Source organism: Streptococcus sp. HMSC065H07, from assembly GCF_001837325.1.
Classification (GTDB): Bacteria; Bacillota; Bacilli; order Lactobacillales; family Streptococcaceae; genus Streptococcus; species Streptococcus salivarius_H.
The window spans coordinates 125,482-142,252 of the sequence record NZ_KV832013.1; the positions used below are offsets into that span (position 1 = coordinate 125,482).

General features: G+C 40.9%; 13 protein-coding genes. 6 read left to right on the top strand and 7 right to left on the bottom strand.

Translation table 11 applies throughout. The features are described from left to right. Positions 1–115: 115 nt before the first annotated feature. Positions 116–487, top strand: coding sequence for a DUF3021 family protein (locus HMPREF2637_RS00800; RefSeq protein WP_002889766.1), 372 nt, complete (start codon positions 116–118; stop codon positions 485–487). Positions 488–546: 59 nt separating this feature from the next. Here HMPREF2637_RS00800 and HMPREF2637_RS00805 read toward each other — a convergent pair whose 3' ends face one another. Continuing rightward, positions 547–1,401, bottom strand: coding sequence for an undecaprenyl-diphosphate phosphatase (locus HMPREF2637_RS00805; RefSeq protein WP_002883622.1), 855 nt, complete (start codon positions 1,399–1,401; stop codon positions 547–549). A 205-nt stretch (positions 1,402–1,606) separates the two neighbouring features. Between HMPREF2637_RS00805 and HMPREF2637_RS00810 the strand changes: the two genes are divergently transcribed. Together HMPREF2637_RS00810 and HMPREF2637_RS00815 are read left to right on the top strand one after the other, a co-directional pair. After that, on the top strand, positions 1,607–3,154 hold the full coding sequence (locus HMPREF2637_RS00810) for an ABC transporter substrate-binding protein/permease (RefSeq protein WP_022496531.1): 1,548 nt from the start codon (positions 1,607–1,609) through the stop codon (positions 3,152–3,154). After that, the gene (locus HMPREF2637_RS00815; RefSeq protein WP_002886432.1) at positions 3,154–3,894 is read left to right on the top strand and encodes an amino acid ABC transporter ATP-binding protein; all 741 of its coding nucleotides are present in this window, start codon (positions 3,154–3,156) and stop codon (positions 3,892–3,894) included. The genes HMPREF2637_RS00810 and HMPREF2637_RS00815 overlap by 1 nt, the downstream gene beginning before the upstream one ends. An 89-nt stretch (positions 3,895–3,983) precedes the next feature. On the opposite strand, the gene HMPREF2637_RS00820 is transcribed toward HMPREF2637_RS00815, so the two are convergent. Next, a complete protein-coding gene (locus tag HMPREF2637_RS00820; protein WP_064525453.1) occupies positions 3,984–6,551 on the bottom strand; it encodes an SEC10/PgrA surface exclusion domain-containing protein in 2,568 nt (855 codons plus the stop codon). A gap of 298 nt (positions 6,552–6,849) precedes the next feature. Here HMPREF2637_RS00820 and HMPREF2637_RS00825 point away from each other — a divergent pair, with 298 nt between their 5' ends. Further along, the gene (locus tag HMPREF2637_RS00825) at positions 6,850–7,440 is read left to right on the top strand and encodes a VanZ family protein (protein WP_049529346.1); all 591 of its coding nucleotides are present in this window, start codon (positions 6,850–6,852) and stop codon (positions 7,438–7,440) included. A 214-nt stretch (positions 7,441–7,654) separates the two neighbouring features. Here HMPREF2637_RS00825 and rpsO read toward each other — a convergent pair whose 3' ends face one another. Together rpsO and HMPREF2637_RS00835 are read right to left on the bottom strand one after the other, a co-directional pair. After that, positions 7,655–7,924 carry a 30S ribosomal protein S15 gene (gene rpsO / locus HMPREF2637_RS00830; protein WP_002883618.1) on the bottom strand — a complete coding sequence of 90 codons (270 nt, stop codon included), beginning with the start codon at positions 7,922–7,924 and terminating at the stop codon, positions 7,655–7,657. A gap of 149 nt (positions 7,925–8,073) precedes the next feature. Then, positions 8,074–9,240 (bottom strand): MFS transporter, encoded by a 1,167-nt coding sequence (locus tag HMPREF2637_RS00835; protein WP_064525450.1) that lies wholly within the window; start codon positions 9,238–9,240, stop codon positions 8,074–8,076. A gap of 107 nt (positions 9,241–9,347) precedes the next feature. On the opposite strand from HMPREF2637_RS00835, the gene HMPREF2637_RS00840 reads away from it, so the two are divergent. Continuing rightward, the gene (locus HMPREF2637_RS00840) at positions 9,348–9,986 is read left to right on the top strand and encodes a Crp/Fnr family transcriptional regulator (RefSeq protein ID WP_064525448.1); all 639 of its coding nucleotides are present in this window, start codon (positions 9,348–9,350) and stop codon (positions 9,984–9,986) included. A 93-nt stretch (positions 9,987–10,079) separates the two neighbouring features. Beyond that, positions 10,080–10,694, top strand: coding sequence for a peptide deformylase (gene def / locus HMPREF2637_RS00845; protein ID WP_002883663.1), 615 nt, complete (start codon positions 10,080–10,082; stop codon positions 10,692–10,694). A 125-nt stretch (positions 10,695–10,819) separates the two neighbouring features. Here def and ilvA read toward each other — a convergent pair whose 3' ends face one another. The 3 genes from ilvA to dtd form a co-directional block, all read right to left on the bottom strand. Next, positions 10,820–12,070 carry a threonine ammonia-lyase IlvA gene (gene ilvA / locus HMPREF2637_RS00850; RefSeq protein ID WP_002883616.1) on the bottom strand — a complete coding sequence of 417 codons (1,251 nt, stop codon included), beginning with the start codon at positions 12,068–12,070 and terminating at the stop codon, positions 10,820–10,822. 110 nt (positions 12,071–12,180) lie between these two features. Beyond that, on the bottom strand, positions 12,181–15,942 hold the full coding sequence (locus tag HMPREF2637_RS00855) for a glycoside hydrolase family 66 protein (protein ID WP_064525445.1): 3,762 nt from the start codon (positions 15,940–15,942) through the stop codon (positions 12,181–12,183). A 376-nt stretch (positions 15,943–16,318) separates the two neighbouring features. Continuing rightward, the gene (gene dtd, locus HMPREF2637_RS00860; protein WP_064525443.1) at positions 16,319–16,762 is read right to left on the bottom strand and encodes a D-aminoacyl-tRNA deacylase; all 444 of its coding nucleotides are present in this window, start codon (positions 16,760–16,762) and stop codon (positions 16,319–16,321) included. Between the last annotated feature and the right edge of the window lie 9 nt (positions 16,763–16,771).

Genomic DNA, 16,771 nt, shown 5'->3' on the forward strand with positions numbered 1-16,771 from the left:
AGGATTTCTAAAAACTTCTTAATACTAACAAAACCTTGTATTTCCCCATTTATACCTGTCATCTATCCTAGATTGGAGTATAATAAAAGTGAAGATATACATGGAGGTGATGACCATGACTGCCTATAAAAAAGGGTGGCTACGAGCTAGCATTGCTGGAGGAATAACGAGTTTATTGACGCTCTTTCTCTACTTATCGGGGCAACCCCATCAAGTAAACAAATCTACCTTTCTTACAGGGCTAATCGTCGCCATCATACTAGCAACTGCACCCATTTACGACGATAACCGTTTATCGCTCAAACAGCAATCACTTCTCCACTTCTCTATCATGTGTGTTACCATCCTTCCAATTCTCTGTTTGTCCGGATGGTATCCCTTGCATAATGTCGTGGACTTCTTGAAAATCCTAGCTAGCTTTTTGACTTGCGGATTGGTCCTATGGTTGCTAGCTTACCTTATCTTTGGAAAACTTATCCACAAATGATCTCTAAACCAGCTAAAAAGGACTTCAATTGAAGTCCTTTTCAGTTTACTTAAAAGTAATTATCCGAAAATAAGTTTGACTGCTCCATAGAGAAGCACAATAATACCAAGTACGATACGGTATTTTCCGAAAACTGTGAAATCATGTTTCTTAATATAGTTCATTAAGAAGCGAATCACGAACAAGCTGACAACAAAGGCTGTCACACTAGCTACCAAGAGAATAGCCACTTGTCCACCTGTCAAAGTATTCCCGTCAATGAAATACTTAACCGCCTTAAGGCCACTATAACCAAACATGGTTGGAATACCAAGGAAGAAGGTAAAGTCAGCAGCTACGCTACGACTAGTACCAACGATGATACCCCCAAGAATAGTAGCACCTGAACGGCTTGTCCCTGGAATGATACTCAAGACTTGGAAAAGACCAATATAGAAAGCTGTCTTGTAAGACATACGTGCCAAATCCGTTACCTTAGGCTCTACACGTCGATTGCGGTCCTCAATCCAAATAAAGGCAATCCCGTAGACCACCAACATGATAGCTACTACAAAGAAATTACTGAGATGGGCCTCCATCCAGTCATCTAAAAGAAGACCAAAGAAGGCTGAAGGAATACAGGCAATGACCACCTTGAGCCAAAGTTGCCAAGTCAATTGCACTTCACGTGCTGTCTTACCAGGTTGGAAGGGATTCAAACGTTTAAAGTAAATGACCATAACCGCAAGAATAGCACCAAGTTGGATAACGATATTAAACATATCGATGAAATCTTTACTTTGTCTCAAGTTCAAGAATTCATTCACCAAAATCAAGTGACCTGTAGATGAAATCGGTAGCCACTCAGTGATACCTTCGACAATCCCAAGAAAGACTGCTTTTAGTAATTCAATAATAAATTGTGCCGTTTGCATAATTATCTCCGTTTTAAAATGCTAGCCTCATCACAGCAAAAATGATCAAGGCTCCAAATCGTCCTTCCCATTATATCAAATTACAACTTGTATTTGAAGACAATCTTGATATAGAGATTGTTTTTCTAATCCCAACTTATTGTCATTAATCCTAATTTCCTGTAAAATAGTAAGGTATGACATTTTTATAGGAGACATTGTTTCAATGAAAAAAATTATTATAGCCTGCTTTGCAGCGCTCCTCCTCGTTTTTGGCGGAGTATCAAGCGCTCAAGCAGACGAGTATCTCCGTGTGGGTATGGAGGCTGCCTATGCACCTTTCAACTGGACGCAGGACGATAACTCAAACGGAGCCGTTCCAATCGAAGGTACCAAACAGTATGCCAACGGTTATGACGTGCAAATCGCTAAAAAAATCGCTGAAGCTCAAGGCAAGAAACCCTTGGTAGTCAAAACAGCTTGGACAGGTTTGATTCCTGCCCTCACTTCCGGCAAAATCGATATGATCATCGCAGGTATGAGCCCAACAGCTGAACGTCGTCAAGAAATCGACTTTTCAGACAGCTATTACCGAAGCGAACCTGTCATGGTTGTCAGCTCAGACGGTGATTATGCCAACGCTAAGAGTCTCAAAGACTTCAAGGATGCTAAAATCACAGCTCAACAAGGGGTTTATCTCTATAATTTGATTGACCAAATCCCAGGTGTCAGCAAACAAACCGCTATGGGAGACTTCGGTGCTATGCGCCAAGCCCTTGCATCTGGTATCATCGATGGTTATGTTTCAGAGCGTCCTGAAGCAAAAACTGCCGAAGAAGCTAGCTCAAAATATAAGATGATTACGCTTAAAGATGGTGGTTTCCAGGTTTCAGACGATGACGTCTCCTTGGCCGTCGGCCTTCGCAAAGGAGACAGCCAGCAAATGGAACAAGTCAATAAGGTCCTTGCTGGAATCAGCCAAGAGGAACGTGCTAAACTGATGGATCACATCATTGACATCCAACCTGCAGATAAGACTGATGAGGCTAAAAAAGGAAACTTCTTTAGTCAGATGAGCAATATCATCGCTAAGAACTGGCCACAATTCTTACGTGGTACAGGAATTACCCTTCTTATCTCAATTATCGGTACAGTTGTGGGTACTTTCATCGGTCTTATGATTGGTGTTTACCGCACAGCTCCTAAGGCTGCTAATAAATTTGTAGCCTTGCTCCAAAAACTCTTCGGTTGGGTGCTTAATGTCTATATCGAAGTTTTCCGTGGTACGCCAATGATTGTACAATCTATGGTTATCTACTACGGTACTGCCCAGGCCTTTGGTATCAATATTGACCGTACCCTAGCAGCTGTCTTCATCGTTTCTATCAACACTGGAGCCTACATGAGTGAAATCGTTCGTGGTGGTATCTTCGCTGTAGATAAAGGACAATTTGAAGCTGCAACTGCTCTTGGATTTACCCATGGTCAAACCATGCGTAAGATTGTTCTTCCACAGGTTATCCGTAACATCTTGCCAGCTACTGGTAATGAGTTCGTTATCAATATCAAGGATACCTCTGTTTTGAACGTTATCTCTGTTGTGGAACTTTACTTCGCAGGTAACACTGTCGCAAGCCAAACTTATCAATACTTCCAAACATTCTTTGTTATCGCAGCAATCTACTTTGTCCTTACCTTCACAGTGACACGCATCTTGCGTTATGTAGAACGCCGTTTGGATCAAGATACTTACACACAAGGAGGGGTTCACTAATGACTGAGACGATTTTAGAAATTAAAAACCTCAAAAAATCATACGGAAAAAATGAAGTCCTCAAAGATATCTCCCTCAGCGTCAAAAAGGGTGAGGTTATCTCAATTATTGGTTCTTCAGGTTCAGGGAAATCAACCTTCCTTCGCTCTATTAACCTACTCGAATCACCTTCAGGTGGTGAAATCCTCTATCATGGGGACAACGTCCTTGAAAAAGGTTACGACCTCACTACCTATCGTGAAAGACTCGGTATGGTTTTCCAATCCTTCAACCTCTTTGAAAACCTTAATGTCTTGGAAAATGCTATCGTAGCTCAAACAACTGTTCTCAAACGTGACCGTAAAGAAGCTGAAAGCATCGCCAAAGCTAACTTGGAGAAAGTTGGTATGGGGGAACAATACTGGAAAGCTAAACCAAAGCAACTTTCAGGGGGACAAAAACAACGTGTAGCAATCGCTCGTGCCCTCTCTGTTGATCCAGAAGCCATCCTCTTTGACGAGCCAACTTCAGCCCTTGACCCAGAAATGGTAGGGGAAGTACTCAAGACTATGCAGGAGCTATCTGAAACTGGTTTGACCATGATTATCGTTACCCATGAAATGGAGTTCGCACGTGATGTTTCAGACCGTGTCATCTTCATGGATAAAGGGGTAATTGCTGAACAAGGTAGCCCAGAACAAATCTTTGAAAATCCTAAAGAAGAACGTACTAAGGAATTCCTCAAACGTTTCTTGGGTTAAAAACAAAAAAGTTAAGGTTTCGGCCTTAACTTTTTTAGATTCTCAGACATACAAAAAAACGGCAGTTGCCGTTTTTTTGTCTATAATGATTAGTTACGACGTGTACGTCTGTCAACGAAACCAAGGAAGGCCAATAGTGTCATGAAGAGACCTACAAGACTGAATCCTGCTGCAGTTGACTCACCTGTTTCTGGCAAGCTGTCTGCTGCTTGTACAGGAGCTTGTTTCTCAGCTTTTGTTTGACCATAATTTACAGGAACTTGAGCTACAGTTTGAGCTGCTTGTTCTTGTGTTGTGAAAGCAATAACTTTACCATCTACATCGTAAACAGGTACTGGTGTAAGACCTTTGGATGTAATGTTAGCGAACTCTTTAGCCAATTGTGTTTGACGCTCTTTGTCTGCCTTAGCTTTCATGTAGTTATCGAAGGCTGTTTGAACAGTCGTGTATTCGCTCGTTAATTTATCACGCTTAGCTGACAATTCAACAAGTTTCGCACGTTCAGTTGAAAGAGCTGCTTTCGCCGCAGTAAATTTGGCAAAGGCTGTTGCACGTTCTGCTTTAGCCTTAGCTAGGTTACCTGAAGCATTTGTAAGGGCTGCTAGACGGTTCTTAGCAGCAGTCAAGGCTTGGTTAGCTTGTGTCAATGCTACTTGTTTCTTAGCAGTATCTTGCTTAGCAGCGTTGTAGGCATTTGTCAAACGTTGCAAGGTTGCAGAACTTGTCGCAAGTTTATCTTTAGCTGTTTTAAGCTCTGCTTGTTTTTCATCAAGAGTTGCTTGAGCTTTGCTAAGGGCTGCTGCTTTTTCTTGTGCGTTAGCATTAAGGTTTTCAACTGCAGCGTTAGCTTTTTCCAATTCTGATTTAGCAGTTGCAAGGGCTGCTTGTTTTTCAGAAAGGTTATTCTGAGCAGCTGCCAACTTGCTTGCAGTCGCTTTAAGAGCTGCAAGTTCTGACTGAGTATTCTTAAGCTTAAGAGTTGCTGACTCAGAAGCCGCTTTCTTGCTAGCCAAGTCACTTTGAGCTTGATCGTTAGCTTGCTTAGCAGCTTCATAAGCTGCTTTTGCAGCAGCAAGATTTGCATTTGAAGATGATTGAGATTGGTTACCTTCATATGGGTTAGCAATCTTAGTTGTGTCAAAGCTACTATCAGAAGCGATAGAATTTTTATTGACATTGTTTACGTGAACGTTAAAGGCACCGGCAACAACACTGATGTCTGTTCCAATGTAAGACTCACCACCATCTGCTGTAAGTCCAGAGATAGAACGAGCATGGTTCCACTCATTACCGTTAAACATGAAGTCAAGCATAGCTTCATAGACATATTTCTTAATGTCGTTAAGGGTAAATGGTCCTGTCAAACCTTGCCATGTATTAAGGTTTTCACCAATACTTACACTATTAAATGACTTACCAGCACGGTCAAGGGCGGCACTATCATGTCGTTGATGGGTAATAGCTTCCCAACCCCAGTTATCTGCTACATAACCATCTGAAACACGGTCAGCCGCAAGAACACTACCTTTTGAAACAGATGTTTGAGTTGTACCAAAGGCTGTACGAATTTGGTTAATCAAACTTGAAGCATACAATGACAAATCTGTAATTTGAGCTTCACTAAGATTATTCAAATCACTAATTTTAACATTTTTATCCGCTTCATTATCTTGATAACTATTGTTACCACGATCACGTTTATTAACGTTCTTCAAGACTTGTTCAGCTTGAGCTTTTTCTGCTGCGGTCGCTGTTTTAGACTCATGAATCTTAAGAGCATTGACATACTCTTGTGACACTGAGAATTTTTGACGAACATTAGCTGTTGAAGTTGTTGAAGATTCTGCTTTTTTCTTAGCTGCTTCAGCGGCTGCAAGTGCGGCTGCCTTTTCATTAGCTACTGTTTGAGCAGTCTCATAAGCTGCTTTAGCTTGGTTTGCTGCATTTTGGTCTGCAGTCAATTGCCCTTCTTTAGCTGAAATAGCAGTAGCTTTTTCTTTATCAGCTGCCTGAGCGGCTGCCAATTCTTCTTGAGCTTTTTTCTCAGCTGCTGTTGCAGCATCAAAAGCTGATTGCGCTTTAGCTTGGTTAGAAGCTGCCTCAGAAGCACTAGAACCATTAAGAGCTGCTTTAGCGGCATCTACTGATTTTTGAGCATTAGCCACTTCAGTAGCTTTAGCATTGACATTAGCTTGATCTGTATTAACGACAGCTTGCTGTTTGTCTGCTGCATCTTTAGCAGTTTTTTCTGCTGATTGAGCTGTTTCGACTGCTGACTTAGCTTCCTTAGCTGCATTTTCAGCAGTAGTTACTTGACCTTGAGCGGCAGCAATAGTTTCTGGACTTGCTTCATCGGCTGCTGTTTGTGCCTTTTGCAAGTTAGAATCTGCTGTCGCTAGGTTTGCTTGAGCCTGGTTTGCAGCTACTTCATGATTAGCAACAACTGACTCTTGTTGCGATACTGCTTGATTTGCAGCGCTGGCTTGTTCTCTAGCCGCTTCGACTTGGGCTTGAGTTGGGACAGCTTGTGTAGCTGTCGATGATACTGATGCTGTTGTTGAGGCTTGATCGTTTGTCGTTACCTCATCAGCTTTAGCAACTGTAGCAGAAACTGCAAGTGCTGCAATTCCAGCTGTCGCCAAAACCTTTTTATTCATAAGACGAACTCCTTTTTATGTTAAAAATTCACTACTATATAATAACATTTTAATAATCTCGAAACAAGGTGCTGACTCCTAATTTTTAAAATTTAATTATTTTATAAGCTTTCATAGCCTGTTTACAAAAATCATTAAATTGTTAGTCAAAAGTAGAGTTGCTGTTTCAAAGTCCTTTTTTAGTCTTTGATTCTGCCTTATCCTTTTATTCTATCAAAACTTCGTTACAGTTTCTTAACTTTCTTTAAACGTTTTTTTGATATAATGTGTACTCATCATATGCAAATGGAGGAGCAAAGTGGCAAAAACATTAAAAACATTGAGTAACATCTTACTAGGAATCCTCTCACTGGCCTTGTCTTATTGGTTTTATAGGGGGCATCTCGAACAGTACGTTCATTACATCGCCCATTATGGCTCCTACTTTCAAGTCTTACTCAACCTAGTCATTATTGTCCTACTGAGTTACTTTGTCTACGCTTTTTTGAAACTACTTCTTACTAGAAAGCTGAAAAAACAGACACTACTCCTACTCTACTTCATTTACTTTCTTGCTCTCTTCTACCTACTTTTCTTGAAAAACATTGGTACCCAAGGTCTCTCACTTAACCCCCTTTCCTTTGCTCGGGAATTATACTGGGGTAGCCACTTCGTTCCCATCATGAACCTCTTAATGTTCATTCCTCTGGGACTCCTCTTTTCTTCACGATTGAGTAATCTCCTACTTTGTCTCCTTACCCTTTTCTCCGTCGAATCCATTCAGTACTTCGGACATTTGGGAGTCTTTGATTTGGGAGATATCACCTTAAATATGTTAGGTATCCTTGTCGGAACTGCTATCCATCAACTCCCTCAATTTCAAACAGTTATCAAAAAGATTTTAAGTTAAAAAACTTCCAGAATTAATTTTGGAGTTTTTTTTTGTTCTATAGATTAATCATCGTAAGAAATTTTTAGAGGAATGCAGAAAAACAGCCCTCTACATCTAGAGAGCTGTTTTGAACTCAGGCTAAAATCCTAGCGAATAAAAAAACTGCCCCATCATAGAGCAGTTCCATTTTCGTGTATTCAATTGAACAAGGCCTAGACACTTGTATCTTGAATTAACGACGAAGTCCGAGTGAGCTGATCAACTCACGGTAACGGTTAACGTCTGTGCGGCGAAGGTATGCCAACAAGTTACGACGGTGACCGATTTTTTTCATCAAACCACGGTAAGTAGCGTGGTCTTTTTTGTGTTGTTTAATGTGTTCGTTAAGGTGGTTGATTTCCCAAGTAAGGACAGCAACTTGAACCTCTACTGAACCAGTGTCACCTTCGTGACGTGCGTATTGAGCAATGATTTCATTTTTTTTCTCTTTTGAGATTGCCATGTTTTTTCTCCTTTTTTTGCTCCATCCGAGTCTTAGGATTGGCTCTCCTAAAACCAAGAAAGAGTTGGTTTGTCTTTACGACCTCTCTATTTTAGCTCATCTACTAATCTTTGTCAATCGCAAGATTTCACTGATTAAGTTTTTGAAGCTTAGACTTTTTTGGCCATTTTTGCATTCAGAAAGAATCCAAGGAAAAGTAGGAAAAGTAGGAAACTTACGATAGCATAAGCTAGAAAAATCCAACTAAAACTTGGAGATATGAGTGCTAACAATTTCAAAACATAAGGGGAAATGGCTGACCCTAGGTTACAGCCTAAGAGGACATAGGCTGTCGCCTTGTTCAACAGACTTCTAGCAATAGACTCAGAAAGTCGGTTAAAGATAATTGTCAAAATAATACTATAAAAGAAACCAACACCAACTGAAGATAAAATCAAAATCGGTAAGTTACTAGCCACTGACATCCCAAAGAGACAAACCGCTAACAAGAACATCACTATAAGCAAAAGACGATTTTTAAAATGTCCTATAAGCGAGGCGAAACTCAGTCCAGCTACAATTCCAATTCCCTGCTCTAAACTCAGTACTAAGGCTGATTGACCACTCTCAATAGTCTTACCAGCAACTTGAAACAGAGGCACGCGCAAACTAATCGAAGAATTGATACAGATGACAAAACCTGCTAAAAGAGCCATGCCAAGAATCATACCAAGGTCTTTTTTGTTCAGAACTTGTTTTCTTTTTGTAATCTGCTTCTTCTCCACCTGCTCCATCGATGGCACAAAAAGGAGGTACATAATCAAAATCACAAAACCAAAACCATAGATAAGAAAGGCAAAGGTCCAATGAATTTTCAGTAATTGTCCAACTAAAAGAGAACAAGAAGCTCCACCAATCAACTCCATGGAGCCACGAATACCTAACATCTGAACTCGCTCTTTACCTTGATAACGTTGACTGATGATGGCAATCGCCTTAGCATTGATAAGACCAATCCCCATTCCAAAAGCAATACGTGACAGTAAGACAAGAGGATAGGCTTGTACAAAAAAAGGAAAAATCCCAGCACTACTAAGTAAAAGCAAGCCAGTCACAATTAGCTGTCTATCACTTAGCCATTTGTCAATAAATGAATTAAGTAAGAGCATCGCTACTACGGAAAATGAAGGGACAGATACTAAAAGCTCCACTTGCGCGGCAGAAAAGGTTGGGCTATAGTAGTCCAACATAGGTGGTAGCGCTGTTGAAATCGAAAAGGCCGAAATCAAGAGCAAGGATAGCCCAAGTAGGCTCATTTTTTCTAAAATTCGTGTCATAATATAGGGATTAGAACATCCTTTCCTTACTTGTCTGATAGTTATTTTTTCATTATAATCTAAGGAGACTTTAAAAAATAGGACCTAGGTCCTAAAAAAGGAGATGTATGCGTAATCATGACATAAGACCTCAACTTGATCAGGTCTTTCCACCCCCCTACCTCGACCAATTACAGAAAGTCACCTTTCAAAAGAATGATTATATTTGTACCCAAGGGCAAGCTATCACAGAGCTAACCTACATTTTGTCAGGAAAGGTAAAAATTGTGCGTTCTCTCTTCAATGGTAAAGAACATATCCTAGAAATGCTTAACCAACCACAAATATTTGGAGATGTAGAACTCATGACCAATCAACCAGCAGGGTCATCAGTCATTGCTTTAGAAGAGGTTCAAGCAGTTCAGCTCCCTTTAAATAATAAAGAAGAGCTCCTCAAAGATCCCGTTTTTCTCTATCAAATTGGGCATAACCTAGCCATGGCACTGCATAAACAGGGTATTACTGCCTCAACAAATGCAAGCTACACTGTCAAAGAGCGTCTGGCTACTCATATGTTGAGTATTGAGGAAGAAGGTGTTTTTCAACTATCACCATCTATTTTAGCTTCCCGTTTTGGAACTAGCTATCGTCATGTACAGCGAGTCATCAAACAATTTATCGACCAGGGAATTATCGAAAAAGAGGCCTTTAAAACCTATCGTATTTTAGAGAGACAAACCTTGGAAAAACTGGCTTTTATCGATTAGAAAAAGCCTCACTTTAATCCTTGATGGTTTAATTTTCAACCCTTTTGTGCTATAGTTATAAACAAGTAAATCAAAGAAAATAGAGGTAAACAAATGGACGCTCAAACCAAAATTATCCGCGCCAGCCATATGATTGATATGAATGATATCATTCGCGAAGGAAATCCAACCTTGCGTGCTGTCGCTGAAGATGTAACCTTCCCACTATCAGACGAAGACATTATCCTAGGCGAAAAAATGATGCAGTTTCTTCGTAACTCACAAGATCCTGTTATTGCCGAAAAAATGGGGCTTCGTGGGGGAGTCGGTCTTGCAGCCCCTCAATTAGATATTTCAAAACGCATTATCGCTGTTCTCGTTCCAAACCCTGAAGACGCTGAAGGTAATCCACCAAAAGAAGCATATAGCCTTCAAGAAATCATGTACAACCCTAAAGTAGTTGCCCATTCTGTTCAGGATGCTGCTTTGGGCGATGGCGAAGGATGCCTCTCAGTTGACCGCGACGTTCCTGGTTACGTGGTTCGTCATGCTCGTGTAACTGTTGAATACTTCAACAAAGAGGGCGAAAAGCAACGTGTTAAACTCCGTGGTTACAACTCAATCGTTGTTCAACATGAAATCGACCATACTAACGGTATCATGTTCTACGACCGCATCAATAAAGACAATCCATTCGCTATTAAAGATGGACTCTTAATTATCGAATAAAGAAAACCTCAGTAGAAATACTGGGGTTTTAGTTTGAAGATAAGGCATTAGTACCACTTTATAGCTAAGTCAAAGTAGAAAAGAACCGACTTCGTCGATTCTTTTTTCATTGTCTGAACCTGTCCTCAGACAAGCATATTGTATAGTGTTTCGTTACCGTGAAGGTTGATATAACTTGGGTCAAAGGCCGAAAGACGCTCGAGAAGTCCATCATAGTCGTTCTTATCACTAAGAGCTATACCAATGAGAACCGGACCTTTTCCTTTATTAGCACGTTTGATGTACTCAAAACGAGTGATATCATCATTTGGTCCCAAGATATCATTTACAAATTCACGAAGGGCACCAGGACGTTGTGGGAAGTTAACCACAAAGTAATGCTTGATACCATCGTAGATAAGCGCACGTTCTTCCATCTCTGGCATACGGTTGATGTCATTGTTACCACCTGAAATGATGCAGACGATGGTTTTTCCTTTAATCTCATCTTTGATCACTTCCAAAGCTGCCACTGATGCCGCACCTGCGGGTTCTGCAATGGTACCAACCTTAGAGTACATATCAATTAGGGTTTCTGAAATCAATCCTTCATCAACTCCCAAGAGGCGGTCAACATATTTACGTGCGACTTCATAGGTCTTGACACCTACCTTTTGAACAGCAATCCCGTCCGCAAACTTATCAATTTCTTCGAGTTTTACAGGATAACCACGGTCAAAGGCAGCACGCATACTACGAGCACCACTAGCCTCAACACCAATAACCTCCATAGACGGTGCTACATCCTTGATATAGGTAGCTACACCAGAGATAAGGCCACCGCCTCCGACTGGAACCAAGATACTATCGAAGGAAACACCTTCCTCTTGGGCCTGCTCATAAATTTCATAAGCAACAGTTCCTTGCCCTGCTTGGACATTATAATCGTCGAACGGATCAATGAAAGTCATCCCTTCAGACTTGGTATATTCCTGTGCTGCTTGAGCAGAAGCATCAAAGGTATCTCCCACCAATTTGATTGTTACAAACTTGCCACCAAAGAAACGGACTTGACCAATTTTTTGGAGAGGTGTTGTTACTGGCATAAAGATGGTTGCCGGAATCTTCATCTCGTTACAAGTGTAGGCAACCCCCTGAGCATGGTTTCCGGCTGATGCACAAACCACACCACGCGCCTTGTCCTCATCACTCAATTGATGGATAGCATAGTAGGCTCCACGCAATTTAAAAGAGCGTACCTTTTGCATATTTTCTTTTTTAATGTAAATGGTCGCCCCGTATTTTTCAGATAAGTAGCGATCAAAATCTAGTGGTGTGCGTTCCACCACGTTTTTTAAGACTTCATTAGCCTTTACGATATCATTTGCAGTAATCATTGGCTCTCCTTTGACACAATATTCAAACTATTTCTATTGTATCACAATTTTCAGAAAAAATAGCAGCCAGTATAAAGAAAACTCCTTGTTTACACAAAGAGTTCTACTTATTATTTATCAACTTTTTTTGATATCAAGAAGTTACGAAGAGCTGCAAGGGTTGCCGCACCTGCAAGGACAATAGCTGTAAGGATAGCTACAGCATGTTCTCCCCACTTGTGAGATTTTGCTGTTTTAGCAATTGTAGCCTTAAGGTCTTCAGTTGTTCCTTTTTCACCTGCTTGCGTCGTTGTCTTACTTGCAAGGTTAAGATCTTGACTACCATTGTAAGTGTTATCTGACGAAGCTGTATTGACAAGGTCTTGACGACTACTGCGAGTATAGCTGACATTTGTTGTAATGCTATCAATCATCTCAACAATATTTCTGATTGTTGTTGCATCGTACAAGCCACCCTCAGTATCTTTCAAGATAGATACTGCTAATTTTTCAATAGAAATTTCTGAAGAAGCTGCTACCATAGAGTGAGATTCTGAGCTTGCTGTTTCTGAATATCTTGCATAGTTGCTAAAGAGTGACGCTGCTTCTGTAATCGTTTCAGAAGTACTTGGTAAAGTTTCTGAAACGCGAGGAGCTACAGAGAGTCTATTCCAACTATTGATGTTTTCTGATAGCCCATCAAGGATAACTTCCTCTGATGTGCTCACTGTTTCTGAAATCGCCGAAGTCACTTCTGAGGTGCTCACTTGACTTTCTGATTCTGTCAATGAAACAGCTGGTTCTTCAACTACTTCTGATTCTGAAACGACTGTGCTGATTGAATTCTCTGATTCAGATGCTGAAGTCTCTGAAGTTGATGCTTCTGAGATAATATCCGTTTCTGAGACCTTCGATGATACTGTTGTGCTTTCTGATACTTCTGACGGAGCAACTGAGACAATTGTGCTTGTAGTTTCTGAAACAAGGCTAGTGCTTGCCTGACTCTCTGATTCTGTCAAAGAAGCCACTGGTTCAACTACTGCATGTGATTCTGAAATTGCTGTCGTCGTTGAAATTGCTGACTCTGAAATTGATGCTACTGAACTATTTTCAGTTTCTGATGCTTCCGATGATACTGTTGCACTTTCTGATACTTCTGATGAGGCTGTTGAGTCAGCTGTGCTTGTGGCCTCTGAAGCTGGTGTAGTGATTGAATCTGACGCTACTGCACCTTGATCCGTATTAGATACTGAGTTGTCATCTTTCTTATCATGTGCGGTCTCTGATACAGCTATTGCCACTGGAACAGCTGCTGAGTTTACTATCTCGTCAACTGTTGGTGCTGGTTTAGTTATTTCATCTAGTTTAGGAGCTTCAACAGATGGTTTCGTATCAGTTGGAGCCTCTGTACCTTTGTTTACTGTTGTATTTTCGGATTTAGCTGTTTCTGAGCTTGCTTCAGATGTTACGGTATTGTCTGCTTTCTTACCAGCTTGGTTAGTAACTGGTTTCAAGATAACTGGTTCTACCGGTGTTGCTGTTGTGTCTTCCTTGATATAGAGCATGTTCCAAAGCGTTAGTTTAGGAACTGAAATGACAAGTACTGGTTGACCATTTTCATCTGTTTCAAGGCTTGCTTGTGCCTTCTTCATGCTTGAAGTTGCCCAATCATCTGGCGACGTCACATAGACTTGATCAGCAATTTTAGCTGCTTCTTGGGCTGTTTTACCTGCTAGACTAAGACGAACTGTGAGATTTTCTTGAGCGTCCGGTGTTTTATTATCCGCATAACCCTCTTCATTATGCCAGCCCGCATTGATGCCCATCATGTTAATCATTTGAACAGTTGAGAAACCTTTTCCTGATTTAGCAAATGTCCAAACTTGATCTCCTGTCACACCTAGAGCATCCTTAGAAAGGATTTCACCAGAAGCATTCTTGGTAGATACAGCTTGAGTGCTGTTAGTCACCCCCTCACCACGAAGAAGATTTTCATAAGCAGTGATAAACTGTTGGTAATTGTAAAGCTTACGAATAGTGTCCTTAGCCACACTGAGGTATTGAGTTGGGTAATAAGCACTTTGAAGGACGTTTAGGGCTGCATTAGCATTGGCAAGGGCTGCAATGGACATGTGATAGCCACCGGCTGCAGCTACTGTCGCATCTACGAGAAGAGTCGCGTCAGCTTGCAATGACTTACCTGCAAGAGCATCTTTACCAGCACCGTTAGTTGCTTTTCCACCAGGAACAGTATAATCAATACCTGGTTCTTCCATGTAGGCACCAACGATAAGTGATTTACCAGTTTTATTGCGTACCATATCGATACGTGCTTTCAAATCACCATAGGCAACCTGCATACGTCCTGGAATAACTGAACCACCGTTTGTCCAGAGCTCATTATAAACAACATCTTGACGTGCCTTGGCTAATTTATCATCATTACCACCATTGACATCATTGATTGTGATGTAGTACTTTTCACCAATGAGGTCTTTCATAGCATTAATAAATGACGCATATGAATCAGACATCATGTATGAGTCAGCCTCGTCTGAGCTGTTACGGTGCTCATAATCAGTCACACGGTTGTCACCAATTGTATCACCTTGCCAACCATCGAAGCCCATACGATCCATAGCTGATTTCATGACACCCGCAATGTATTTTTGCCAATCTAGATTAGCTGGATCATAGTAAACTTGAGTTGGGTTATCACCGATAGTGTAAGTCATCGGCTCACCCTTCTTACCAAAGCTATCGTAGAAGTTATAAGCCAAAGCAACAAGTGGAAGGGCTGGATTCTTTGGATTTGAATCTGCTGAAATCATGTTATAAAGCATGGCAACAGCACCTGACTTATGAACTTGGTCAACCAATTCTTTAACAGCCTTAGTGTCAACCTGAGTATGACTCCAGGTATTCCATTTTTGAACAAAGCTATCAACACCCTCTGGGTAAGGATCTGTAGCTTCACTATAAGCATCATAGAAGAAATATGAGTTGATATTCATAGACTTCATGAGCTCAAGCTCTTTACGGTAGGCTTCAAGATTTTTAACAAGAATACTGTTTTGATCCGTTGGCGAACCTGCTACGATACCGTAACGTGGGAAAACTGTCCAATCATCTTCAACAGACAAGCCAGCACGCTTGCTTGACAAAGTACTACCTGATTTATCGTTGACACTGATTGTCACCAAGTAACCTGTATTGTTTGTCAACCACTCTGACGCTACTGTCAAGTTTGAAACCTTAGCTGAAGCTCCTGCCGCTAGCGTAAGGTCAATGTTGTCTTGACCGATGATCTCTGAAGCATGTTGAAGTGTCAAGTTGACAGTCATCGTCTTAGTTTCTGCTGTTGGATTAGACACAACAACAGAATAGTTAATATCACCATCTGTCTTGCTATAAGCAGCTTTTGTTGTTTCTGGATCTGTCAAGTAAGCATCACCATTTAAGTTTTGCTCTATCACTTCTATAACTGGTGTCACTTGAGCAGTTGAATGGCGTCCTGCTTCAGTAGCATTATCAGATGATGATGTGATGGTTTCCACAGCAGCTGACTCAGGAGCTAGTGCTTCACTGGCTACAAGCATTTCTGAGCTAGCACTCTCTGCTGGCACAGCTTGTGAAAATATTGTAGAAGCTGTTGCTGTTGTTACAGTATCTGTCGCAACAGCGGCAGATGATGGACCTACTTCTGTTGTCGCAACTGGAGCAACTGCCTCCGTTGGTACCACCACCAAGTTATCTGCTTCAGTTGTAATGACTGGTTTTGTTGCTTCTGAACTGACCATGTTATCTGCCTTGGCGACCTGATTCATCCCTAGGACACCGCCGGCTACAAACAAACTTGATAGTAATTTATTTGACGCTACTTTCTTTGACATCTCTCTATCCCTCTAAAAAAGTTTAAATCACCTCGGCGTTTCAAATTATCACTATTTGTATTTGCATGCTGTAAACTCGAGTTATTTTTTAGTTTCATAAAAATCGCTTGGTGTCTCTTATGAAACTAATGTTAACTTAATCTTTTTTGTAAGACAAGGGAATTTCCGGCAATCCTCGTAAACGGTAATTTTTTCATCATGAATGGTCAGGTTTTTTCAGAAATTTGAGAAAAACATTTTCTAATTTCATTAAATATCCACTTGGTTAAGCCTACTTAAAATAACAAAAATAAATCCCAAATAATGAAAATCGAGCACCTAAATTGCCCATACGATGAGAGTAAAAAAACATCTCTCACACAAGGCGAGAAATGGTTTATCGATTTTTGGTATCTAAAATAATGGTCACAGGTCCGTCATTGACCAGACTAACCTGCATATCTGCACCAAAGCGTCCTCTTTCTACAGGAACATGTGTTGACAAGGATTGGTTGAAATCGTCATAGAGCTGGCTAGCCATGTCAGGCTTTGCAGCACCTGTAAATGCTGGTCGATTCCCTTTTTTCGTATCTGCAAAAAGCGTAAACTGAGAAATCGACAAAATCTGGCCATCAATATCCTTAACAGAAAAATTCATCTTGCCCTCTTCATCTGAAAAAATACGCATATTGACAATCTTACGAACTGCATACTCTAGGTCCTCTTTGGTATCCTCTGGACCAACTCCGACCAAGAGTAAGAGCCCCTGTTTAATAGCACCAACCGTAGAATCCTCAATAACCACAGAAGCACTTTGCACGCGCTGAATTACAATCTTCATCGCAGTAAC

Bases quoted from the DNA above. Each gene is read 5' to 3' on its own strand.
- HMPREF2637_RS00800 (WP_002889766.1), top strand. From the start codon at position 116: ATGACTGCCTATAAAAAAGGGTGGCTACGAGCTAGCATTGCTGGAGGA.
- HMPREF2637_RS00805 (WP_002883622.1), bottom strand. From the start codon at position 1,401: ATGCAAACGGCACAATTTATTATTGAATTACTAAAAGCAGTCTTTCTT.
- HMPREF2637_RS00810 (WP_022496531.1), top strand. From the start codon at position 1,607: ATGAAAAAAATTATTATAGCCTGCTTTGCAGCGCTCCTCCTCGTTTTT.
- HMPREF2637_RS00815 (WP_002886432.1), top strand. From the start codon at position 3,154: ATGACTGAGACGATTTTAGAAATTAAAAACCTCAAAAAATCATACGGA.
- HMPREF2637_RS00820 (WP_064525453.1), bottom strand. From the start codon at position 6,551: ATGAATAAAAAGGTTTTGGCGACAGCTGGAATTGCAGCACTTGCAGTT.
- rpsO (WP_002883618.1), bottom strand. From the start codon at position 7,924: ATGGCAATCTCAAAAGAGAAAAAAAATGAAATCATTGCTCAATACGCA.
- HMPREF2637_RS00835 (WP_064525450.1), bottom strand. From the start codon at position 9,240: ATGACACGAATTTTAGAAAAAATGAGCCTACTTGGGCTATCCTTGCTC.
- HMPREF2637_RS00840 (WP_064525448.1), top strand. From the start codon at position 9,348: ATGCGTAATCATGACATAAGACCTCAACTTGATCAGGTCTTTCCACCC.
- def (WP_002883663.1), top strand. From the start codon at position 10,080: ATGGACGCTCAAACCAAAATTATCCGCGCCAGCCATATGATTGATATG.
- ilvA (WP_002883616.1), bottom strand. From the start codon at position 12,070: ATGATTACTGCAAATGATATCGTAAAGGCTAATGAAGTCTTAAAAAAC.
- HMPREF2637_RS00855 (WP_064525445.1), bottom strand. From the start codon at position 15,942: ATGTCAAAGAAAGTAGCGTCAAATAAATTACTATCAAGTTTGTTTGTA.
- dtd (WP_064525443.1), bottom strand. From the start codon at position 16,762: ATGAAGATTGTAATTCAGCGCGTGCAAAGTGCTTCTGTGGTTATTGAG.